Raw genomic sequence first — 20,158 nt, forward strand, 5'->3', positions numbered from 1 at the left:
CGCAAAAAAAGTTCGGAACCCCGAATTTTTCTCTTGATCCGGCCGACGCATCTGAGCATATTCCCGCCCACACCACGCCAGCCCCCAGGCGGCGCGGGACGAGTTAAAATGGTTTGGGGCTATAGCTCAGCTGGGAGAGCGCTACAATGGCATTGTAGAGGTCAGCGGTTCGATCCCGCTTAGCTCCACCAAATCTGAAAGGCCGGCTGACGACTCAGCCGGCCTTTCGTGTTTTTGGCCCAGTTGATTGTTGGTTCATGCCGCTTTTTCTTGCGCGGCGGCGGCAAGGGCGACTGGCCGACTTGGGCAAGGTGCGCTTCAAGGGTCCACATGCCCTGCTTACATGGCAGGGTCGCAGGTGAAACTGCGCCCTTGATCTCAGGGCCGCATCTGCGCATATTCCCGGCCTCACCGCCGCCCTGCACAGCAGGGGCCCAGATGGCGGGGACCGACTTAAAAGGTTCGGGGCTATAGCTCAGCTGGGAGAGCGCTACAATGGCATTGTAGAGGTCAGCGGTTCGATCCCGCTTAGCTCCACCAAATCCGAAAGCCCGGTTGGTTCATCCAGCCGGGCTTTCGTGCGTCTGGGGCCCTTCGCCTCTCGCCCCGCCCAGCGGGGCCGCTTGGTATGGGCACGTCACACCCACGGAAATGAACGGCGCCCCTGCCCCTACAGCAAGGCGGCATACTGCCGTAGCTCGCCTGCGGTGGCCACCAGCCCCTGGCGGGTCAAGGTGGCCAGATAGTCCTCAACGCTGTAGGGCGGGTTCTTGAGGCGGGCGCGGACCTTGGCGACGGCCGTGCAGAAGGCGGCAGGGTCCAGACTCATCTGGTTGAGAAGGAAATCATCGGGATGCAGCGCCTCTATGCCGTAGGGAGCCAGGGCCGCCTCGGGGAAGTCAGCCAGGTTCTGCGTCACGATGGCGTCGCAGCGCCCCTTGATGGCGGCGGCCAGCACATGCCGGTCATTGGGGTCGGGAAGGGTCAGCGACGCGATCAGGCCCTGATAGCCGGTCACCACACAGTCCCGGGTGGCCCGGTCCATCTGGTCGCGCGTCTGCTCCAGCTTGGCGCGGTCGCGGTAGGGTTGGGTGCGCATCAGCGCTTCGATCCATTCGCGGTGGATGTCCGCGCTCCATTTGGCATGGAAGACGTCCATCACCGCGAGCTGCATCAGCAGGTCTCGCATGGGCGCGGGATACAGGACATTGGCGTCAAGCAGCGCCGTGTACACCGTCACGGCGCGCCATAGCCCATGTCGTTCTCCTGGGCGTCCGCGACGAGCTGGTCCAGCACCCGCTCCCGATCCGCATCGATGCGGGCCTTATAGGCCATGACATCCTCCATGCGGATGCGGCGATGCTTCCCCACCATCCGGTGGGGAATGGCCTTGCCCTCCAGCAAGCCGATGAGGAAGGGGCGGGAGACGTTGAGGATGTCGGCCGCCTGCACCGTGGTCAGTTCGGCATTCTCGGGGATGATGGTCACCCCGCGCCCGGCCGCCATCGCCTCCAGGATGTCCATCAGCATGCGCACGGCGCCGGCGGGTAATTCGATGGGCTGTTCTTGCTCAGCGTCCTTCACCCGCAGCGTCAGGGGCCGGCCCTTGGCAACGAAGCGCGAGAGGTTCTGGCCCGATCGACGGGCAAGCGCCGCCTCTTGTTCGGTCGGCGGTGGTTGGCGGTGGGCAAGGACGGTCATGATCATCCCCTTCTTCTCGTCGGTTCGATATCATAACGCCGGTAAGTGCAATAAGTGAATTATATGAATTTAGTGCTTGTCGCGCCTAGCACAGGCCGAGCGAAAGGCCGCATAACCAGGTGTCCGCTGAAACGGGGGAAGGTCAGGCAAACTGTCCTTGAAACGGGGATATCACCGGGGGATCGTTAGGATCGGCCGTTGAGTGCCGCACTGTCCCTCCTTCCCCCGAGTCCCCATGCCGATCCGCCCCGCCCGCCTGCCGGCGCTCTGCGCCGCCCTCCTGCTGTCCGTCGTTCCAGCCACCTTGGCGGAACGCGCCAAGGCCGCCGCGCCGTGGGACACGGACTTCCTGCCGCCCCTGCCCGCCTGGCATGGCGCGTCGGAGAGGCTGGTGGCGAAGGCGGATGATCCCTGGATCACGCCGGCGGAGGCCACCGGCCTGACCGCCACGCCCAGCTACGCCGAGACCCGCGCCTATCTCGACCGCCTGGTCGCGGCGGCCCCCACCCTGCTGCGGCAAGAGGTGTTCGGCGTGTCGCCGGAGGGGCGGGAGCTGGTGGCGGTGCTGGCGGCCAAGGGGCTTGTCGATGGACCCGGGGGCGGCAAGCCGGACTTGGCCAAGCCGCTGCTGCTGGTGCAGGCGGGCATCCATGCCGGGGAGATCGACGGCAAGGATGCCGGGCTGATGCTGCTGCGTGACATCACCCAGCGGGGAAAGGACAACCTGCTGGACCGTGTGAACCTGCTGTTCGTACCCATCTTCAATGTCGACGGCCACGAACGCGCCGGCCCCTACAACCGGCCCAACCAGCGGGGCCCCGTGAACCAGGGCTGGCGCACCACGGCGCAGAACCTGAACCTCAACCGCGACTACGGCAAGCTGGACACGCCGGAGATGCGGGCCATGATCGCCCTGATCCGCCGCTATCAGCCCGACCTCTATCTGGACATCCATGTCACCGACGGCATGGACTACGCCTATGACATCACCTTCGGCAATGACGAGGGGGCCAGCGGCGACCTGTACTCCCCCGCCATCGACCGCTGGCTGGCCGGCCCCTTCAAGGCCGCCGTCGCCCAGGCGCTGACCAAGGCCGGGCACATCCCCGGCCCCCTGGTGACGGAGGCCGACGGCCGCAAGCCGGAGGGCGGCATCACCGGCGGCACCACGCCCCTGCGCTTTTCCATTGGTTATGGCAACCTGGTCCATATCCCGACCGTGCTGGTGGAGAACCATTCGCTGAAGCCCTACCGCCAGCGGGTGCTGGGCACCTACATCCTGGTGGAGCGCGCGCTGACCCTGCTGGCGGACCAGGGGGGCGCCCTGCGCCAAGCCATCGCCGCCGACCGCGCCCGCCGCCCCGCCAGCCTGGCCGTGGCCTTCGAGGCGGAGAAGACGCCCACCGGCGGCGTCGACTTCAAGACCATGGCGCATGAGGCCTACACCTCCCCCGCGTCGGGCGGGACGGAGGTGCGCTGGCTGGGCCGGCCGGGCCCCACCGTGCGCATGCCCGTCTATCTCGACCACCCCAGCGTCAGCGTCGCCCGCCCGGCGGCCTATTGGGTCCCCGCCACCAAGCCGGAGATCATCGAACGGTTGCGCCTGCACGGCCTGGCGATGGAGACGCTGGACCAGCCGCGCGACATCACCCTGGACACCGTGCGCCTGACCGATCCGAAGCTGGCCACCGAGACCAATGAGGGCCATGTCATGCTGGACAGCGCCGGCTATGCGCATGAGACCCGGACGGTCCGCTACCCCAAGGGCTCCGTCCGCGTGCCCACCGACCAGCCGCTAGGCGACCTGGCCGGTCAGTTGCTGGAAGCGGAAAGCACCGAGTCGTTCCTGGCCTGGGGCTATTTCCCGGAAATCCTGCAACGCACGGAATATATCGAGCCCTACGCCATCGCCCCGCTGGCGGAGCGCATGCTGGCCGCCGACCCGGCCCTGAAGGCGGCGTTCGAGGCCAAGCTGGCGGCCGATCCCGCCTTCGCCGCCAGCCCCGACCAGCGCCTGGCTTGGCTCTATGACCGCACGCCCTACAGCGATGCCGCCTATCTGCGCTATCCCGTGGGCCGCGAAGTCGCGCGATGAGACAGCAAAAAGGGCCGCCCCCGGTGACAGGGACGGCCCTTTTTTCTTGGACGATTGATCGGCTTACTTGCCGTCCAGCACCCAGGTGGGGCGGACCCAGTGGCAGGTGTAGCCGCCGACGTTCTTTTCCAGATAGTCCTGGTGATACGCCTCACCCTCCCAGAAGGCGCCCACGGGCACGATCTGGGTGACGGCCTTGCCCGGCCAGCGGCCGGAGGCGTCAACCTGGGCCGTCACCTCCTCGGCCACCGCCTTCTGTTCCGGCGAGGCGTAGAAGATGGCGCTGCGGTACTGGCTGCCGATGTCGTTGCCCTGGCGGTTGGCGGTCGTCGGATCGTGGATCTGGAAGAAGAACTCGATCAGGCGGCGGTAGGTCAGCTTGGCCGGGTCGAACGTGATCTCGATGGCTTCGGCATGGCCGGTGGTGCCGGTCTTCACGTCCTTGTAGGTCGGGTTTTCCAGGGCGCCGCCGGTGTAGCCCACGCGGGTGTCGACCACGCCCGGCACCTTGCGGATCAGGTCTTCCATGCCCCAGAAGCAACCGCCGGCCAGGGTCGCGGTTTCGGTCGTCATCGTCGTCGTCCTCTCTCGGGAAGTGTACCGGTCAGGCACTGCAAGTAAGCGCTGGCGCCCCCCGCTTCAACAGCGATGTGGGCGCCAGCGCGGCCGCCGCCTCAGAAGGCCGAGCCGTAGACGTCCGCCAAGGCGGCGTCATCGAAGCGGTAGCTGGTGCTGCAGAACTCGCAGCTCACCTCCACCGCGCCGTCGACCTTCATGTCCGCCACTTCCTCCCGCGGCAGGGACTTCAGCACCGTCACCACCCGCTCGCGCGAGCAGCGGCACTGGGCCGCCAGGCCGTGGGGGGCGTAGGCCCGCACCTCTTCCTCATGGAACAGGCGGAACAGCACGTCGGTCACCGGCAGGCCGGGGTCCAGCACCTCGGCCGGGGTGACGGTGGACAGCAGGGCCATGGCCCGGCGCCAGTCGTCTTCCAGGTCGCTGGGCTTGGCGTCCGACGCCACGGTGCCGGCATCCTCGTCCGGCAGGGCCTGCAGCATGATGGCGCCGCCCGCCCAGGTGCCGTCTTCCCCGTCGCTGCGGCCGGCATGGACGATGATGCCCGTCGCCAGCTGTTCCGACTGGGTGAAGTAATGGCGCACGCAATCATCCATGCGCCCGCCCTCCAGGCCGACGATGCCCTGGTAGCGCTGGGTGTGCTCGCCCTGGTCGACGGTGAAGGCCAGATAGCCCTTGCCCAGCAGGGTGGGCACGGGCGCCCACGACGCGGGCGCGTCGCCGGATGCCGCCAGGGCGGTCGTCAGCGCCTGCTCATCATACTGGGCGTAGCCGCGCACGGCACCGGCGCTGGTGACATCGGCCACCATCAGGCGGATGGGGCCGTCGCCCTTGGTCTGCAGGGTGAACACGCCCTCATATTTCAGCGCCGCCGCCAGCGTCACCGCCAGGGTGATGGTCTCCGCCAGCATCTGGGCGACGGGGCCGGGATAGGCGTGGCGGCCCAGGATCTCGTCCAGCACCGGCCCCAGGCGCACCATGCGGCCGCGCAGGTTGGACCGGTCCAGCTGGAAGGGCTGCACCACGTCGAGGTCACGGAAGGACAGAGCGGAAGCTGTGACGGTGGTCATGATCGCGTACCCCAAAAACAAAGGCGCCCGACCGGCTGCGCGCCGATCGGGAGCTTGTAGACCTCAGGCAAGGCGCCCTTGCAACCGGTACCGGAACGATCAGGCGTTCAGACACCAGGCCAGGATGCCCTTCTGGGCGTGCAGGCGGTTCTCCGCCTCGTCCCAGACGACGGACTGCGGCCCGTCGATGACGGAGGTGGTCACCTCCTCCTCCCGATGGGCCGGCAGGCAATGCATGAATATGGCGTCGGGGGAGGCCAGTTTCATCAAGCCGTCGTTGACCTGGAAGGGGGTCAGCAATGCCATGCGCGCGGGCGCATCCTTGTGATGCATGGACACCCAGGTGTCCGTCACCACGATGTCCGCGCCCTCCGCCGCCGCGCGCGGATCCTCGGTCACCACCAGGCGCGCGCCTTCGGCCGCCGCCCAGGCCACGGTATCGGCCGTGGGCTGCAGGCTCTTAGGCGCCGCCACCCGCATCTCGAAACCGAAGCGGGCGGCCGCGTGGATCCAGCTCTGGCAGACATTGTTGGCATCGCCGCTCCAGCAGACGACGCGGCCCTCGATGGGCCCGCGCTTCTCCTCGAACGTCATGATGTCCGCCATGATCTGGCAGGGGTGGGAGGTGTCGGTCAGGCCATTGATGACGGGAATGCTGGCCGCCCCCGCCATCTCGTGCACCTTGGTCTCATGATCGGTGCGGATCATGATGACGTTGACGAAGCGCGATAGCACGCGGGCCGTGTCGGCGATGGTCTCGCCATGGCCCAGCTGGATCTCGCGTCCCGTCAGGGTGATGACCTCACCGCCCAGCTGGCGCATCCCCACCTCGAACGAGACGCGGGTGCGGGTGGACGGCTTCTCGAAAATGGTGGCCAGCGTCAGCCCCTGGAAGGGCCGGGGATGGGCGGCCGTGCCGCTGGTCTTCTTCAGGTCATGGCCCCGGTTCAGGATTTGACGCAGCGTGGCCGTGTCGAAATCGCTGATATCCAGGAAATGCCGGACCGTCTTGGTCGTCTCGGTCATAAATCAGGCTCCCCTCAGGCCGCCAGGGCCGCACAGGTGCGGTCCAGGATGGCCACGGCCTCATCGATCTCGCCCTCGCCCACGATCAGCGGCGGCAGGATGCGGATGACGTTTTCGGCGGCGGACACCACCAGCATGCCGTTATCGCGCAGCGCGTCGACCAGCGTGCCGGCCGGCAGCACGCACTTCACGCCCAGGATCAGGCCCCTGCCGCGCACGCTGTCCAGCACCTTGGGATGGCGCCGCACCAGGGCCTCCAGCTTGCCCTGCAACAGCGCGCCCTTGGTGACGACACCGTCCAGGAAACCCGGCTGCAGCATCACGTCCAGCACGGCGTTGCCCACGGCGGTGGCCAAGGGGTTGCCGCCGAAGGTGCTGCCGTGGGTGCCGGCCACCATGCCCTGGGCCGCCTTTTCGGTGGCCAGGCAGGCGCCCAGCGGGAAACCGCCACCGATGCCCTTGGCGATGCACATCACGTCCGGGGTGATGCCGGCCCACTCATGGGCGAACAGCTTGCCGCTGCGGCCCATGCCGGACTGGATCTCGTCGAAATACAGCAGCAGGCCGTATTCGTCGCAGATGGCGCGCAATGCCCGCAGATAGTCCAGGCTGGCCGGGCGCATACCGCCCTCGCCCAGGATGGGTTCCACCAGGATGGCGCCCGTCTCCGGCGTGATGGCGGCGCGCAGCTCATTCAGGTTGTCGTAGGCGACCCGGTCGAAGCTGTCCAGCAGGGGGCCGAAGCCCTTCACCATCTTGTCCTGGCCGCTGGCGGCGATGGCCGTCATGGTGCGGCCGTGGAAGTTGCCGCCGGCGACGATGAAGCGGCTCTTCTCCGGATGGCCGGTCTCATAATGGTACTTGCGCACCACCTTCACGCCGCATTCCCAGGCCTCGACACCGGAATTGGTGAAGAAGACGGTGTCGGCGAAGGTGACCTCCGTCAGGCGGGCGGCCAGCTTCTCCGCCTGTCCCACCCGGAACAGGTTGGAGGTGTGCCACAGTTTGTGCGCCTGCTCGGTCAACCGCTCCACCAGGTAGGGATGGGCGTGGCCCAGGGCGTTCACCGCGATGCCGCTGGTGAAATCCAGGAATCGTCGGCCGGTGGTGTCGTAGAGGAAGCAGCCCTCACCCCGATCGAACACGATGTCGATACGGGAATAGGTCGGCATCACGACAGGAATCACGGCCAGACACTCCTTATATTTCTTGGGGTGCGTACACGAAATTATAACAAAGCCCGGGCCGCCCTCGGCGCCCGAACCAGGGTTTGGAACCGCCGACTATTGTGCGCGGTAAGGCCTCCGTCAATCTCAACCAGCGCTATCCCGCGCGCGCCCTGCCATGCGCATGCGGTACGGGGGGAACGCCCGCCCCCCCGTGACCTTCCCGGCGGCCCCTGGCGAAAGGCCCGTCGGGGCAGCCCGGGAGATGTTGCGAAAAGCCCCAGAAACGCTTAAGAGTTTCAAAGCGTCCGGCCCGTTTCGGCGGGGGCGAAGACGCCGTATGGGGAATTCGGCTGCCGGCCATGCCCGGCGCCTTTTTGAATGCCGGCCAAGCCGGGTAATCTTTGGTTCCGGCCTGCGCCGGGCTATTTTTCAGTTCCGGCCTGCGCCGGACTATTTTCCAGTTCCGGCCTGCGCCGGACGATGAGGGGGACCGATGGCCAGTGACATCCTCGATCCGCGCAGCTTTCTGCGGCCGGGCCTGAACGGCGGACCGCAGGCGGAACCGGCGCCCGATTTGGGTGGCGGGGTCACCACCATCTCGCCCGAGGCGCGCATCGAGGGCGCCAAGATTTCCCACTGCCACACGCTGCATGTCGCCGGCCGTCTGGTCGATGTGACGCTGAGCGAGGTCAAGGTGCTGGAGGTGGCCGAGGGGGGCCATTTCGAGGGCACCGCCGTGGTGGAAAGCATGAAGGTTTCCGGCCGCGCCACCGGCACCATCGAGGTGACGGGCACCCTGTCCATCGGTGAGACCGGCCAGGTGGAGGGCACCATCCGCTATGGCCGCATCAGCATCGCCGACGGCGGCTCCATCTCCGGCACCATCCAGAGCGGCCCATCGCACTGACGGCCTGACCGACGGCCCTGCCGGGTGGGAAAACAGGTACGGTTCAAGGGCGGCCTTCGGGCCGCCCTTTCGCTTTGTCCTCCCTTTCTCTTGGCCCCCAAGGAAGGGCCCGTGAGGAACCGCCGATATGAATGATAGCCACACCATCGGGCGGGATTTGCGGCGCCTGCGCCGGGTGCGCGGGCTGAAACAGGGGCATGTGGCGGACCTGCTGGGTGTGACCCAGGCGACCGTGTCGCGCTGGGAACGGGGTCTGGCCTGGCCGGATGAGGCGCATACGGCCCTCATCGCCCGGCTGCTGAGCCAGGGGCCGACCCAGGCCACCCCGGGCCAGGACAGCGCGCTGAAGCACCTGGTGCGGCGTTCCCGCGATCCCGTGCACCTGATTTGCGACCGCAGCCACCGGCTGCTGGCGGCATCGCCCGCGCGAGAGGCGGAATGGACGGTATCGGCCAGCACGGTGCTGGGCCGGCCCCTGCTGTCCTACGCGACGCCACAGATCCTGGCGGCGGAATCCGGCCTGGCGGATGCCGGCTGGTATGACCGGCCGGATGGCGTGCTGGATCTGGAAACCGAAACCAACCACCGCCCGGATTTGCTGATCCGCCGTAGCCGCATGCGCTGGGAACGCATCCTGCTGGAGGATGGCACGGCGGGCCGCCTGGTCACCACCTTGCGCTGGGGCGGGCCGTAAGCCCCGCCTCCCCTGCCCTAACCCTGCGTTTCCTGCGCCGACAGGATGCCCTGCAAGGTGTCGCCGCCGGCGATGGGAACGCCGCTGCGCGCACCGGTCTGGTTGCTGTTGGCGGCGACCTGGCTGCCATAGCCGGCTGCCTGCCCGGTGCCGCCGCCTCCGCCTTGCGTGGCGTCCTGCAGGCCGTTCTTGCCGTCCTTGCCGCTGGAGGTCATCTGGCGGACCTTCTGTTCCACCTCGCGCATGATGGCGCGCTCCAGATCCGCCCTCTGGTCAGCCGGCATGTTGGCCACGTCGCCGGTCGTCAGGCCCTTGGACTGCAGCGTATCCTCGGCGATCTTCTGCTTCATCTGCTTGATCTGATAGGACCAGTACCCCTGTAACCCGCCGGTGGTCATATCCTTCAGCATGGTTTGGGGATCGTCGTCCCCCTTCAGCATGTCGGCGAAGGCGCTGTCGGTTTGGGCGTTGGACAGACTGCCGCCGCCGCCCAGGCTGCTGGTCGCACCGGTGCCGCCGCTGCCCGCCGCGCCGAAGCCGCCATAGGCGTTGGCGGCGGACTGGGTCTGGTTGCTGGTGTTCAGGAACGACATGGTCTTCGGTCCCCCGCCCCGTGACGCGGGGCCCCATGGAGTGGAACGGGAATGGCCCAAGGCCGGCCGACGCGCGCCAGGGTCAACGAGCCGTTGCCAAGCAAGGGCCGGGCCGCGCTGGTCAGCGGCAAAAATGCCAAGAATTGCTTACTGCCGCGCCCCTGGCGCGTCGGTTTAGAGCGGCAAGGAACATCTGCCGTGCGGCAGAAGATTCCGACATATCGGCAATTATTGCCGATCTGCCACCATCGCCTCACCCCGCCTCTTGTTCCATCAGCATGCTTTGCAGGGTGGCGTCCCCCAAGGCGCCGCGCGACACGACCGCCGCCCCGCCGGTCGCCGTCGGCGCCGGCCGCGATGGATCGGCACTGTCGTCGATCTGGCCGTCAGGGCCCCGGTCTTCCAGTTTGCCCCCCTTGGCCGCTTGGCCGGAGGTCATTTCCCGGACCTGCCGCGCCACCTCCCGCATGATCAGGCCCTCCACCTCCGCGCGGTCGTCTTCCGACATCTGGGCCAGTCCTTCACGGGTCACACCCATGGCGCCCATGACCTGCTGGGCGATCCGCGCCTTCATCTCCTTCACCCGCCAGGCCCAATAGCCCTTGAAGCCCCCGCTGGTGATCTCCGCCAGCATGTCCTTGGGGTCGTCGCCGCCTTTCAGGAGGTCGGCGAACTCACCGTCCGTCTTCTGGTTCGCAGCCTTGTTGGCGGCCGCTTTCTGGCTGGCGGCGGCCGTGCCGCCGTCGCTGGTGGAAATCGCGGTCATGGTCGTCCCCCTGGCTGGCCAAAGGGGTGGGACTGCCCCACCCGGGACGACAATCATGCAAATATCATGCAGCCCCCGATCGCAGCCCGGGCAGTGCAACCGGGGGGCGGGAAAGCGTCAGCCGAAGCGCTTCAGCCGTTCCACCAGCAGGTCGAAGAAGGCGTCGCTGTCGGCCCGCAGCATGACGGTGGCGTTGCGCACCCGGCCGGTGGTGTTCCAGCGGTCGATGACCGTCTGGCCGGTGGTCAGCGGGCTGCCCGTCTCGATCTCGACATTGACCGTCTTGCCCTGGAAAATCTCCGGCCGGATCAGCCAGGCGATGACGCAGGGATCGTGCAGCGGGCCACCATCGGTGCCGTACTTGTGCTCGTCATAGCGCTGGTAGAAATCCAGCATCTCATGGGTCGCCTGGGCCACCCGGTTGCCCACAGCCTGGATGCGGTCCATGTGCCGGCGGGATGTGAGCACCTGGTGGGTGACGTCCAGGGGGAACATGACGATGGGCACGCCCGACTTGAAGACGATGTCGGCGGCGTGCGGGTCGACATAGATGTTGAACTCGGCGCAGGGGGTGGAATTGCCCCCCTCCATCTGCGCGCCGCCCATCAGCACGATCTGCCGCAGGCGGGAGGCTATCGCCGGTTCCTTCACCAACGCGCGGGCCACGTTGGTCAGCGGCCCCAGGGGGCAGAGGGTGACGGCGCCCGCTTCCTCGCGCATCACCGTGTCGATGATGAAGTCGACGGCGTGCTGGTCCTGCAGGGGCATGGTGGGCTCCGGCAGCACGGGGCCATCCAGGCCGGTGTCGCCATGCACCTCGGGGGCGGTGTGCAGCAGCCGCACCAGGGGCCGGTCGCAGCCGGCATAGACCTTCACGTCGGGCCGGCCGGCCAGCTCGCACACCCGCCTGGCGTTCTTCTCGGTCCAGGGCAGGGGCGCGTTGCCGGCCACGGCGGTGATGCCCAGCACCTCGACATCCTCCGGGCTGGCCAGCGCCAGCAGGATGGCGACGGCGTCATCCTGGCCGGGATCGGTGTCGATGATGATCTTGTAAGGCTTGGCGGCGGGGGTGGACGCCGTCGGCGCTGCGGGGGTGGTGATCATGGCGGGACCGTCTGTCTGAAGCGGCGTGCGGAAAGGCCGACACTTAGCGCGAAAACCACTTGAGAGGAAGCCGCCCACCCCGTTTTATGGCGCTGTCAATCGGGGGGCCATGCGCCCCCCGCCCTTCGCCTGCCCAGAGCCTCCATGCCCCAGTCCACACCCCTCCCCGCCGCCGCATTGCCGGGCGACCATCCGCCAGGTGCCCCCCTGCCGGGCTTGGCGGTGTTCGACTTCGACGGCACCCTGGTGTTGGGCGACAGCCTGCTGCCCTTCCTGGCGCGGGTCGTGGGACGGGAGACGTTGCGCCGCCATCTGGCCGGGAGCATGGCCGGCGCCGCCTCCCGCCGGTTGCCCCGCCCCAGAGGCCTGGCGAACGCCTTGGTGAAGGCGGGCGATGCCGCGGACGCGGACGATGACTTCAAGACAGCGTTCAAGCGCCGGCTGCTACGCCGCTGCCTGGCGGGGGTGCCACTGGATCAGGCGCGGGAGGCGGCGGCGGCGATGGCCGCCTGGGTGCGCTGGCACAAGCCGCTGCGCGACACCCTGCTGCGCCATGCCGACCAGGGGCACCGGGTGCTGGTGGCCACCGGCGCGTTGACCCTCTACATGCCGACCCTGCTGGCCGACCTGCCGGTGCACGACCTGTTGGGCACGGAAATGGCGGTGGATGAGGACGGCCGCCTGACGGGGGAGATGGTGGCCGGCAACTGCGTGCGGGCGGAAAAGGCCCGGCGCCTGGCGTTGTGGATGCAGGAGACGGGCCCCTATGGCCGGCGCTGGGGCTATGGCAACCAGCCCAGCGACCTGCCCTTCCTGGCGTTGATGGATGAGGCGACGGTGGTGCCGACGGCGCATTGAGGCGCGCCGCTACCGCCCTACCGCCGCGGGGCCGGCGGCCCCTCAGAGTTTGATGTAAGGCGCGCGCACGCCGACGGGCGTGCCCAGGGTGAAGCCCAGCGCCTCGTCGGCCCGGCCCTGGTTGACCGCGATCTCCACCAGGCCGCTGGAGTTGACGTACCAGAAGGCGGTGCCCTTGGGCACGGCGCCGAAGGTGGGCGCGGGCCCCACCGCCTGGCCGCCACCAGTGCCCCGGACCCATAGGCGGGCATCCGGCGCCACGCCGCCGCCCAGCGGACCGACAGGACGCAGCCCGGTCCAGCCATTGCCATAGCCATCGATATAGAGGATGCGCGCGGCATCGGCCGTTACCCCTGCCGGGTCGGTCCCCACAAGATCGGTCCCTACAAGATCGGTAATGGCCAAGGGGCGCCCCCAATCCCCCAGACCACGCCCCTCCGCCAGCAGGGCCGCCACCGGCGCGAACAGGTCGCGGCCATGGAAGGAGACGGACAGCGCCGGGGGCCGCCAGGTGATCTCCCACGCGTCGGCCTGGCCGCCGCTGGCGGCAGTGTCGGCGATCAGAGGCTGGAACAAGCCATTGTCCGGCCCCACCAGCCAAACCGGCCCGTCCAGGTGGGGATGCCCGCCGCCCAGGCGCACCGCCAGGGGGCGGCGCTCCGTTCCCACGCCGGGATCGACCACCGCGAGGAAGACGGCCGGCGCGGCACGGGGCGGCAAGGCCACCAAGGTGGACGGCAGCAGCGCCGCCAGCAGGCGGCCGGCGGCCTGGGCGTCGAAGGCGGGGGCGTCATGCATCAGGTCGATGACGGGGGTTCCGGCCGGCGCGCGAGCCGCCAGCACCGCCCGCATCTGGCCGACATAAGGGCCGGACCAACCGAAATCGGTGTAGAGGAAAATCATGGCGGCAGCCTCGCGCGGGGAAGGAAGGGGCGCATGGGTCCATCATGGCCAGCGGGGGCGCCCAATGGAAAGGGCCGCCCGGTTTCCCGGACGGCCCCCCACGCCTAACCCTATTGGTGAGGCCCCTGCTCGCAGGGACAGGCCCCCGCTTAGTTGCGGCGGTCGCCCATCAGTTGCATCAGGGAGATGAAGATGTTGATGAAGTCGAGGTACAGGCTCAGCGCGCCCATGACGGCCAGCTTGGTGTTGGCCTCGGTGCCCCAGGACTCGGCGTACATCTCCTTGATGCGCTGGCTGTCGTAGGCGGTCAGGCCGGTGAAGATCAGCACGCCCAGGGCCGACACCGCGAATTGCAGCGCGCTGGAGGCCAGGAAGATGTTGACCACACTGGCGATGACCAGGCCGATGACGCCCATGATCAGGAAGGAGCCGAACTGCGTCAGGTCACGCTTGGCGGTGTAGCCGTACAGCGAGGCGCCGGCGAAGGTGGCGGCCGAGATGAAGAAGACGCGGGCGATGCTGGCGCCGGTGAACACCAGGAAGATGCTCATGAGCGACAGGCCCATGGCCGCGCAGTAGGCGAAGAAGACGGTGCGCAGCGTGCCCGACGACATGCGGTTGACGCCGGCCGACAGCGCGAAGACGAAACCGATCGGGGCCAGCATGACCACCCACTTCAGCGGCGTGCCGAAGATGGCCGCCACCAGGGCCGGGGACTGGGCCCCGAAGAAGGCCACAAGGCCGGTGACGATCAGGCCGACAGTCATATAGTTGAAGACGCGCAGCATGTGCTGGCGCAGGCCCTCATCAAATAGGGCCCGGTCGTAAGCGCCGGTGCTCGACGCATAACGATTGTAGGGTCCGATAGCCATGACGTTCCTCGAATGGTCCCAGGTTAAACCCAGACGACCCCCATGGGCCGCGACTTCCATATTGTCCCACTGGCCCCGTGATTCAACGGTAAAGCGACCGATGCCCGAACGGGTTACACACTTGTAATGTGGGCGGGATTGGGCGACGGCGCCAGGACAGCTGCCAAAAGGCGCCGGGCGTTCAAAGGCGGGAGGAAGCGTTTCACCGAAAATGGGGAGCGCGCAAGGGCGACGGCGGCGGGTTCCGGTCAACCGGAACTGGAGCGGGTGAAGGGAATCGAACCCTCGTCGTAAGCTTGGGAAGCTTCTGCTCTACCATTGAGCTACACCCGCGCCGGGAAAGAGCTTATAGGGCTTTCCGGAGCGGCGTTCAAGCGGCAGTGGAGCCGCCGCTGGTGAACGCGGTCAAAATACCCTCAGTCCTCCGGGTCATTGCGGTTGGCCGGCGGACCGGACGGTTCAGCGAACCGCCCTCCGGCGCGGACGGGCGACCTTGGCCACGGCGGGCTCGGTGGCCGGTCCACCCACGGCCGACGCGGCGGCCGGAACTGTCGTCCGGGTGGCGGCCCGGCCCAGCATGCCCTGCGCCTTGGCCAGCGAGCCGGGCACGAATTCCAGGCCGAGGAAGCGGTCCAGTTCCACCGGGCCCGGCAGCTTGAGGCCCAGCACCGGCTGGCGGGTGAAGCCGAAGCGGTTGTAGTAGGGCGCGTCACCGACCAGCAGCACGCTCTCGTACCCCAGGGCCTTGGCCCGGGCCAGGCTGGCGCGGATCAGCTGGCCCCCCAGGCCGGCGGACCGGTAATCCTCGGCCACGGCGATCGGGCCCAGCATCAGGGTCATGGTACCGTCGGCGGCCATCACCGGCCAGTAGCGGATGGAGGCCACCAGCCGCGGCTGGGCGGCGGAATAGCCCGGCGCCTCATCATCCAGGGCCACCATGCACAGGTCGGCCACGGGGGCGATGCCCCGGCGCAGGCGGTAAACGGTCTTGGCTTTGCGCTTCGGTCCGAAGGCGGTATCGAGCAGGCGTTCGATGGCGCCGGCGTGCGCCGGCAGCTCAGTCGTCAGGATCATACGATTGGGGTGTCCCGGTTCTCTAAATCATTGGCACCTGAGGCGCCTAGAGACCGGAACCGAGGGGCGTCGCCGTTGAGAGGGCGCCGCGTCAGCATCCGGCCGTGATACGACCCTGTCGCCCGCATGGCAGGCGACCGGAGGATCGTCGTCGAAGGAGGAGGCTGGCGTACATGAAACGTGCCGTCGGCAGTTGCACCTGAGGGCCTATATGAGGCCAAGCCCCCCCGGGCGCAAGCGTGTTTTTACGGTGCCGACCATCGTCCGGCTGGGATCGGCATCCCACCCCCGGCAACGCTGGGCAGCCATCCGCCTGTGATATGCTGGATGAACCTTTGGTGACTCCGCCCATGGCGCCGGGCGGGGGCGCCGAGCGGGGCCATGGGCCTGGAGATTGGTCGCGAACAGGCCTAAGAAAGACGGAAACAGGATATCGGTATCGCCCCCTCGCCAGGCATAGGGAGAGTCCAGGCAGGGAAGGGGCGGCCCGGGAAAGACAGCCGATGTACAGTGAAACCACCCATGCCATCCGGGTCAGCGTGCGCCCGCAGTTCCTGGAGGACCAGTCGTCCCCCAATGAGGCCCATTATGTCTGGGCCTACACCGTGCGAATCGAGAATACCGGCGGCGAGACGGTGCAATTGCGCAGCCGCCACTGGCACATCACCGACGCGCGCGGCCAGGTGCAAGAGGTGCGGGGCGCCGGCGTGGTGGGCGAGCAGCCGGTGCTGCCCCCCGGCCAGTCCTTCGAATACACCAGCGGCACGCCGCTCAGCACGCCGTCCGGCATCATGGTCGGCAGCTACCAGATGGAACGCGCCGACGGCAGCCGCTTCGACGTGCGCATCCCCGCCTTCTCCCTGGACAGCCCCCATGAACGCGGGGTGCTGAACTGACGGCGGCCCCCATCCGTAGAAGGTTCGATGGGCGGTGTCACCGATGTTCGCCCGTCACAGTCAACGCCGCCCCATCGCGTTAAGAACGCACGAACCCCAAGGCCCTTGACCGGGCCCGCCGCCACCACCCGGGAAGCCGACCTTCCCGGCCACCGGCGGCCCCAGCATCCGAGGAAGAATAGACCGTGACCCAAGCCGACAAGACCCCCGCCGAGACCATCGTGGTCGGTCCGGTCCACGGGCGCCGCACCGTGTCGCCCCAAGGCCGCCCCAGCCGCGCGGAAGCGGAGGAGGCGGTACGCACCCTGTTGCGCTGGGCCGGCGACGACCCCAGCCGCGAGGGCCTGCTGGGCACGCCCGACCGCGTGGTGCGCAGCTATGAGGAGTTCTTCGCCGGCTACGCCTCGGACCCCATGGAGTTGCTGGCCCGCACCTTCGAGGAAACCGACGGCTACGACGAGATGGTCGTGCTGCGCGACATCCGCTTCGAAAGCTATTGCGAGCACCACATGGTGCCCATCATCGGTGTGGCCCACGTCGCCTACCTGCCGCGCTCCCGCGTGGTCGGCATCTCCAAGCTGGCGCGGGTGGTGGAGGTTTACGCCAAGCGTCTGCAGATCCAGGAGAAGATGACCTCGCAGATCGCCAACACCATTGACGAGGTGCTGCAGCCCCTGGGCGTGGCGGTGGTGATCGAGGCGGCGCACCAGTGCATGACCACCCGCGGCGTGCACAAGCCGGGCGTCTCGATGGTGACCAGCCGCATGCTGGGCGCCTTCCGCAACGACGCCAGCACCCGCCGCGAGTTCCTGGCCATGATCGGCAATTCCAGTCCCGCCGGCGCCATGTTCTGAGCGGCCTGAAGCCAATGAAAAAGGCCGGTGGCGCCACATCCGCGCCACCGGCCTTTTTCTTTTCACGCCCAATCCCGCGCCCCGTGCCCAGGACCCAATTTTTATCCTGAGCCGCGTGGACGGCCCCAGGCCCGGATGGGCCTGCCGGCGCTTGGGAAATTCACAAGACCATGGCGACGAACAGATTGTCCCGAATGCCCTTGGCCAGCTGCGCGTCCATGTCGCGCGCCATGTCGCGCACCAGCTGCGCCCAGGTCTTTTCCCGCTGGTTCAGGGTCACGTCCTCGGACACCGATTGGCTGGAGGTGATGATGACCGACGTGCTGCCGGCGTAGCCCTTGGCCGGCATGTCCACCTGGATTTCCACCTCCACCCGACCATCATAACGCTGCGACTGGTCGGTGGTGAACCAACCCTTGACGCCGGTGGTGCGCGGCAGGTTCACCTCGACGATGCTGGCGTTCTTGATGACGACCCGGGCCTTGCCGCTGGAGCCCGCCGCCTTCAGCCGGTCCTGCACCCACAGGCGCACCACCTCCGCCGGGGTCAGCTGCAGCTGGTGTTCGATGTTGGGCGGCTTCATGGGCGAGACGTAGTCGTTCACCACCTCGATCTCCGCCACGTTCAGGGTGATGGGTGTCTCATCGGCGAAGCCGAAGCCGCCCGACTGGGCCCAGGCGGCCCGCCCACACACACCAACCGGCGCCACCACCAGAAGACCGAGAACAAGGGCCAAGAACAAACGGCGCATGGATCACCTCAAGACACGGCAAGAAGCCGGATTGGCAGATGGCATTGCTTGTGTCATGCCCCCGGCGACTGTTCAAGCGCGACGCCGGTAATATCCCTCCACCAACGGCGGGGCCGGCGACCACCGCCGCGACTCGGTGCCGCCGACGGAGGGCTTAGCCCCAAGGATTCCGGAGGATGGCCCGCCCGCCTGGGCGGGAATGGCGGTCCACAAGCCTGTCAAGGCCGAATCACGCCGCGTCGTGATCCTTCGCGATACGGAAATATCGCCATCCGCAGCCACCCTCACCCATTAATATCTTTTACTTTCAATGGGTTGAATTTATAGCTCATTTTTTGGGCAAACAGGGCAGAGCCACGGGACTCCTGGCCCCGGCACCGCCCGTTCACAGACTTATCCACAGTTTCTGGGGACAGCTGGCCAGCACCGTTTCCCCTGGCCGAAAGGTATGTGGGACCCTGCCATGATGGTCATCACAGGATGGAACGGTTCCCCCACGAGGGCGCCGGGCAATCGCGTCGATCCTGTGCCGGCGCTTGTCTTGAACCGTGGGAGGAGGTACCCATGTATCTCACAGGCGGTGCCGTTCCGGGCCGCCGAGTAGCGGGCCGATGGCCCCGTCCCCGGATGGGATGGACGCCATAGGCCGCCCCCGCACACTCGCTCGTTGGAGGAGGTTGCCGACATCATGAACACCCGAGTCTCGTTCCTGAACAGCCCGTTCCTGTTGGGTTTCGACCAGTTCGAGCGCACGTTGGACCGGATATCCAAATCCGCCGCCGAGGGCTACCCCCCTTACAACATCGAACAGGTCGGCGAAGACGGCCTTCGCATCTCCCTGGCCGTGGCCGGCTTCACCTTCGATGACCTGCAAGTGCAGACCGAAGACAACCAGCTGATCATCCGCGGCCGCCAGCATGACGACAAGTCGCGCATCTATCTGCACCGTGGCATCGCCGCCCGGCAGTTCCAGCGCAGCTTCGTCCTGGCCGACGGCATAGAGGTGTTGGGCGCCAGCCTGGACAACGGACTGCTGCACATCGATCTGCGCCGGCCCATTCCCGAGCCCAAGGTGCGGACCATCAAGATCAGCGGCGTGGGCGACGGGACGGCCGAGCCGCAGACCATCGACGTTTCGCCCGATAAGAACGCCGCCCCATAAAAGACCTGGTGGGTCCGCGTTCGGGCCATTTTCCGCGTTCACCCTGGCAGGGCTCCCGAAGCCTGTCTTCCTTCACGTTGCGAAAAGCGAGTGATCATCATGACCGACAGCCTTGATACCGATGTCACCGAAGCGCTGAGCGCCGACGCCCTGCGCCACCTCTCCTCCCAGGATTTCGCCGCCTTCGGCGTCAACGTGCTGGCTTATGTGAAGCCGGTGGTGACCCAGGGCATCCTGGGCTACGCCATCCACGCCGCCGATGGCACGCCGCTGGCCGTGGCCGCCTCGCCGGAAGTGGCCCTGGCCTCCGTCCGCCAGCACGACATGGAACCTCAGCGGGTGCATTGAACCCGGCGCGGGGCGCCGGTTGGCCCCCGTCCCCCCCATTTCAGCTGCGCCCTTAACCAGAAGCGCCTGTGGGACATCCCGCGGGCGCTTTTGCATGCAAGCACGCCGTGATCCGGAGCGTTAGCGGCCGCCGGCTCTTGCCTGTATGGTGGGAAGACCTTCCCCGTCTTCAACGAGAGAGACACCCATGCATGGCTTGAGGCGTGGTTTGAGGCGCGCGGTGACCGCGCTGGCGCTGGCGGCGGCCGGTTGCCCGTCGCTGATCGCGGGCGCGTCCAAGGCGCAGCCCGTTCCACCGACGACCGGCACCTGGATCGGCCAAGCCGAGGTTTCGGGACGGCCCGTCCCCCTAACCCTCACCATTCAGTCCGGCGATGGACGGCAGACCGGCACGGCATGGCTGGGCGCGCCGTTGAACTGCCGCCTGACGCAGCGCTATGCCGGAACGAGGGAGAACGCCAGCGGCCCCGCCACGACCGTATTCGGCATCGACGAGTCCAACGGTGGCTTTTGCGATCGCCTCATAGGGGGGCGGCTGGAGGCGACGCCCGGCGACAATGACCACCTGGGCGCCACCTTCGCCGACCCGCGCGACCGGAGCGTGCTTCAGGCCAACCTGGCGCGCCAGACCAGCCCCTGATCATCCCCCCTGGGATTGCCAGCTTAAAACGGTCCTATAGCCGGCTGCGTTTAATCGGAACCACAGCCGGCTATAGCTGAGTCTGTCCGCGAGCAGCTT

General features: G+C 67.5%; 22 protein-coding genes and 3 tRNA genes. 11 read left to right on the top strand and 14 right to left on the bottom strand.

All coding sequences use genetic code 11. The annotated features are described in order from the left end of the window. The first annotated feature begins 115 nt into the window (after positions 1–115). Positions 116–191 (top strand) — tRNA-Ala (locus FHS74_RS20140). 273 nt (positions 192–464) lie between these two features. Beyond that, positions 465–540 (top strand) — tRNA-Ala (locus tag FHS74_RS20145). 130 nt (positions 541–670) lie between these two features. Here FHS74_RS20145 and FHS74_RS20150 read toward each other — a convergent pair. Both FHS74_RS20150 and FHS74_RS20155 read right to left on the bottom strand, forming a co-directional pair. Then, positions 671–1,240: a VapC50 family PIN domain-containing toxin gene (locus tag FHS74_RS20150; RefSeq protein WP_184804111.1), complete on the bottom strand. Its 570-nt coding sequence runs from the start codon at positions 1,238–1,240 to the stop codon at positions 671–673. After that, positions 1,237–1,701, bottom strand: coding sequence for a helix-turn-helix domain-containing protein (locus tag FHS74_RS20155; RefSeq protein WP_184804113.1), 465 nt, complete (start codon positions 1,699–1,701; stop codon positions 1,237–1,239). Before FHS74_RS20155 ends, FHS74_RS20150 begins: the two co-directional genes overlap by 4 nt. Before the next feature lie 235 nt (positions 1,702–1,936). On the opposite strand from FHS74_RS20155, the gene FHS74_RS20160 reads away from it, so the two are divergent. Then, a complete protein-coding gene (locus FHS74_RS20160; protein ID WP_184804116.1) occupies positions 1,937–3,796 on the top strand; it encodes a M14 family metallopeptidase in 1,860 nt (619 codons plus the stop codon). Positions 3,797–3,859: 63 nt separating this feature from the next. On the opposite strand, the gene msrA is transcribed toward FHS74_RS20160, so the two are convergent. From msrA to FHS74_RS20180, 4 genes are all read right to left on the bottom strand, one after another. After that, positions 3,860–4,369 carry a peptide-methionine (S)-S-oxide reductase MsrA gene (msrA, locus tag FHS74_RS20165; RefSeq protein WP_184804119.1) on the bottom strand — a complete coding sequence of 170 codons (510 nt, stop codon included), beginning with the start codon at positions 4,367–4,369 and terminating at the stop codon, positions 3,860–3,862. A gap of 101 nt (positions 4,370–4,470) precedes the next feature. Next, the gene (hslO, locus tag FHS74_RS20170) at positions 4,471–5,442 is read right to left on the bottom strand and encodes an Hsp33 family molecular chaperone HslO (protein ID WP_184804122.1); all 972 of its coding nucleotides are present in this window, start codon (positions 5,440–5,442) and stop codon (positions 4,471–4,473) included. Positions 5,443–5,541: 99 nt separating this feature from the next. Then, a complete protein-coding gene (argF, locus tag FHS74_RS20175) occupies positions 5,542–6,468 on the bottom strand; it encodes an ornithine carbamoyltransferase (protein WP_184804124.1) in 927 nt (308 codons plus the stop codon). Positions 6,469–6,482: 14 nt separating this feature from the next. Beyond that, positions 6,483–7,655 (bottom strand): acetylornithine transaminase, encoded by a 1,173-nt coding sequence (locus FHS74_RS20180; protein WP_184804127.1) that lies wholly within the window; start codon positions 7,653–7,655, stop codon positions 6,483–6,485. 475 nt (positions 7,656–8,130) lie between these two features. On the opposite strand from FHS74_RS20180, the gene FHS74_RS20185 reads away from it, so the two are divergent. Together FHS74_RS20185 and FHS74_RS20190 are read left to right on the top strand one after the other, a co-directional pair. After that, positions 8,131–8,544 (top strand): bactofilin family protein, encoded by a 414-nt coding sequence (locus tag FHS74_RS20185; RefSeq protein WP_184804130.1) that lies wholly within the window; start codon positions 8,131–8,133, stop codon positions 8,542–8,544. Positions 8,545–8,671: 127 nt separating this feature from the next. Next, positions 8,672–9,238, top strand: a complete 567-nt coding sequence (locus FHS74_RS20190) for a helix-turn-helix domain-containing protein (RefSeq protein WP_184804133.1) — start codon at positions 8,672–8,674, stop codon at positions 9,236–9,238. A gap of 17 nt (positions 9,239–9,255) precedes the next feature. Here the strand turns inward: FHS74_RS20190 and FHS74_RS20195 are convergent, their stop codons facing one another. The 3 genes from FHS74_RS20195 to FHS74_RS20205 all read right to left on the bottom strand — a co-directional run bounded on the left by FHS74_RS20195 (position 9,256) and on the right by FHS74_RS20205 (position 11,701). Beyond that, complete coding sequence (locus FHS74_RS20195; RefSeq protein WP_184804136.1) at positions 9,256–9,831, bottom strand: hypothetical protein; 576 nt, start codon at positions 9,829–9,831, stop codon at positions 9,256–9,258. Between the two features lie 253 nt (positions 9,832–10,084). Continuing rightward, a complete protein-coding gene (locus FHS74_RS20200) occupies positions 10,085–10,597 on the bottom strand; it encodes a hypothetical protein (protein WP_184804139.1) in 513 nt (170 codons plus the stop codon). 117 nt (positions 10,598–10,714) lie between these two features. Continuing rightward, on the bottom strand, positions 10,715–11,701 hold the full coding sequence (locus tag FHS74_RS20205; protein ID WP_184804142.1) for a nucleoside hydrolase: 987 nt from the start codon (positions 11,699–11,701) through the stop codon (positions 10,715–10,717). Between the two features lie 144 nt (positions 11,702–11,845). Here FHS74_RS20205 and FHS74_RS20210 point away from each other — a divergent pair, with 144 nt between their 5' ends. After that, positions 11,846–12,559 (top strand): HAD-IB family phosphatase, encoded by a 714-nt coding sequence (locus FHS74_RS20210; protein WP_184804145.1) that lies wholly within the window; start codon positions 11,846–11,848, stop codon positions 12,557–12,559. Positions 12,560–12,601: 42 nt separating this feature from the next. On the opposite strand, the gene FHS74_RS20215 is transcribed toward FHS74_RS20210, so the two are convergent. The 4 genes from FHS74_RS20215 to FHS74_RS20230 all read right to left on the bottom strand — a co-directional run bounded on the left by FHS74_RS20215 (position 12,602) and on the right by FHS74_RS20230 (position 15,408). Continuing rightward, positions 12,602–13,462, bottom strand: coding sequence for an SAM hydrolase/SAM-dependent halogenase family protein (locus FHS74_RS20215; RefSeq protein WP_184804148.1), 861 nt, complete (start codon positions 13,460–13,462; stop codon positions 12,602–12,604). Positions 13,463–13,611: 149 nt separating this feature from the next. Then, positions 13,612–14,334, bottom strand: coding sequence for a Bax inhibitor-1/YccA family protein (locus tag FHS74_RS20220; protein ID WP_211106432.1), 723 nt, complete (start codon positions 14,332–14,334; stop codon positions 13,612–13,614). Between the two features lie 259 nt (positions 14,335–14,593). Then, positions 14,594–14,667, bottom strand: a tRNA-Gly gene (locus FHS74_RS20225). A 126-nt stretch (positions 14,668–14,793) separates the two neighbouring features. Next, complete coding sequence (locus tag FHS74_RS20230) at positions 14,794–15,408, bottom strand: GNAT family N-acetyltransferase (protein WP_184804153.1); 615 nt, start codon at positions 15,406–15,408, stop codon at positions 14,794–14,796. 503 nt (positions 15,409–15,911) lie between these two features. Between FHS74_RS20230 and apaG the strand changes: the two genes are divergently transcribed. Together apaG and folE are read left to right on the top strand one after the other, a co-directional pair. Beyond that, on the top strand, positions 15,912–16,304 hold the full coding sequence (apaG, locus tag FHS74_RS20235; RefSeq protein ID WP_184804156.1) for a Co2+/Mg2+ efflux protein ApaG: 393 nt from the start codon (positions 15,912–15,914) through the stop codon (positions 16,302–16,304). 218 nt (positions 16,305–16,522) lie between these two features. Next, positions 16,523–17,158: a GTP cyclohydrolase I FolE gene (folE, locus tag FHS74_RS20240; protein WP_184804527.1), complete on the top strand. Its 636-nt coding sequence runs from the start codon at positions 16,523–16,525 to the stop codon at positions 17,156–17,158. Positions 17,159–17,318: 160 nt separating this feature from the next. Here folE and FHS74_RS20245 read toward each other — a convergent pair whose 3' ends face one another. Next, positions 17,319–17,909, bottom strand: a complete 591-nt coding sequence (locus FHS74_RS20245; RefSeq protein ID WP_184804159.1) for a hypothetical protein — start codon at positions 17,907–17,909, stop codon at positions 17,319–17,321. Between the two features lie 688 nt (positions 17,910–18,597). On the opposite strand from FHS74_RS20245, the gene FHS74_RS20250 reads away from it, so the two are divergent. The 3 genes from FHS74_RS20250 to FHS74_RS20260 all read left to right on the top strand — a co-directional run bounded on the left by FHS74_RS20250 (position 18,598) and on the right by FHS74_RS20260 (position 20,059). After that, complete coding sequence (locus tag FHS74_RS20250) at positions 18,598–19,071, top strand: Hsp20 family protein (protein WP_184804162.1); 474 nt, start codon at positions 18,598–18,600, stop codon at positions 19,069–19,071. Between the two features lie 99 nt (positions 19,072–19,170). Then, positions 19,171–19,419: a DUF1150 family protein gene (locus FHS74_RS20255; RefSeq protein ID WP_184804165.1), complete on the top strand. Its 249-nt coding sequence runs from the start codon at positions 19,171–19,173 to the stop codon at positions 19,417–19,419. Between the two features lie 220 nt (positions 19,420–19,639). Next, positions 19,640–20,059: a hypothetical protein gene (locus FHS74_RS20260; protein ID WP_184804168.1), complete on the top strand. Its 420-nt coding sequence runs from the start codon at positions 19,640–19,642 to the stop codon at positions 20,057–20,059. Positions 20,060–20,158 lie beyond the last annotated feature (99 nt).

The organism is Nitrospirillum iridis, assembly GCF_014205765.1.
GTDB classification, from domain to species: domain Bacteria; phylum Pseudomonadota; class Alphaproteobacteria; order Azospirillales; family Azospirillaceae; genus Nitrospirillum; species Nitrospirillum iridis.

Coding starts and splice junctions, on each gene's coding strand:
- FHS74_RS20155 (WP_184804113.1), bottom strand. CDS start 1,701: ATGACCGTCCTTGCCCACCGCCAACCACCGCCGACCGAACAAGAGGCG.
- FHS74_RS20160 (WP_184804116.1), top strand. CDS start 1,937: ATGCCGATCCGCCCCGCCCGCCTGCCGGCGCTCTGCGCCGCCCTCCTG.
- msrA (WP_184804119.1), bottom strand. CDS start 4,369: ATGACGACCGAAACCGCGACCCTGGCCGGCGGTTGCTTCTGGGGCATG.
- hslO (WP_184804122.1), bottom strand. CDS start 5,442: ATGACCACCGTCACAGCTTCCGCTCTGTCCTTCCGTGACCTCGACGTG.
- argF (WP_184804124.1), bottom strand. CDS start 6,468: ATGACCGAGACGACCAAGACGGTCCGGCATTTCCTGGATATCAGCGAT.
- FHS74_RS20185 (WP_184804130.1), top strand. CDS start 8,131: ATGGCCAGTGACATCCTCGATCCGCGCAGCTTTCTGCGGCCGGGCCTG.
- FHS74_RS20190 (WP_184804133.1), top strand. CDS start 8,672: ATGAATGATAGCCACACCATCGGGCGGGATTTGCGGCGCCTGCGCCGG.
- FHS74_RS20195 (WP_184804136.1), bottom strand. CDS start 9,831: ATGTCGTTCCTGAACACCAGCAACCAGACCCAGTCCGCCGCCAACGCC.
- FHS74_RS20200 (WP_184804139.1), bottom strand. CDS start 10,597: ATGACCGCGATTTCCACCAGCGACGGCGGCACGGCCGCCGCCAGCCAG.
- FHS74_RS20205 (WP_184804142.1), bottom strand. CDS start 11,701: ATGATCACCACCCCCGCAGCGCCGACGGCGTCCACCCCCGCCGCCAAG.
- FHS74_RS20210 (WP_184804145.1), top strand. CDS start 11,846: ATGCCCCAGTCCACACCCCTCCCCGCCGCCGCATTGCCGGGCGACCAT.
- FHS74_RS20215 (WP_184804148.1), bottom strand. CDS start 13,462: ATGATTTTCCTCTACACCGATTTCGGTTGGTCCGGCCCTTATGTCGGC.
- FHS74_RS20220 (WP_211106432.1), bottom strand. CDS start 14,334: ATGGCTATCGGACCCTACAATCGTTATGCGTCGAGCACCGGCGCTTAC.
- FHS74_RS20230 (WP_184804153.1), bottom strand. CDS start 15,408: ATGATCCTGACGACTGAGCTGCCGGCGCACGCCGGCGCCATCGAACGC.
- apaG (WP_184804156.1), top strand. CDS start 15,912: ATGTACAGTGAAACCACCCATGCCATCCGGGTCAGCGTGCGCCCGCAG.
- FHS74_RS20245 (WP_184804159.1), bottom strand. CDS start 17,909: ATGCGCCGTTTGTTCTTGGCCCTTGTTCTCGGTCTTCTGGTGGTGGCG.
- FHS74_RS20250 (WP_184804162.1), top strand. CDS start 18,598: ATGAACACCCGAGTCTCGTTCCTGAACAGCCCGTTCCTGTTGGGTTTC.
- FHS74_RS20255 (WP_184804165.1), top strand. CDS start 19,171: ATGACCGACAGCCTTGATACCGATGTCACCGAAGCGCTGAGCGCCGAC.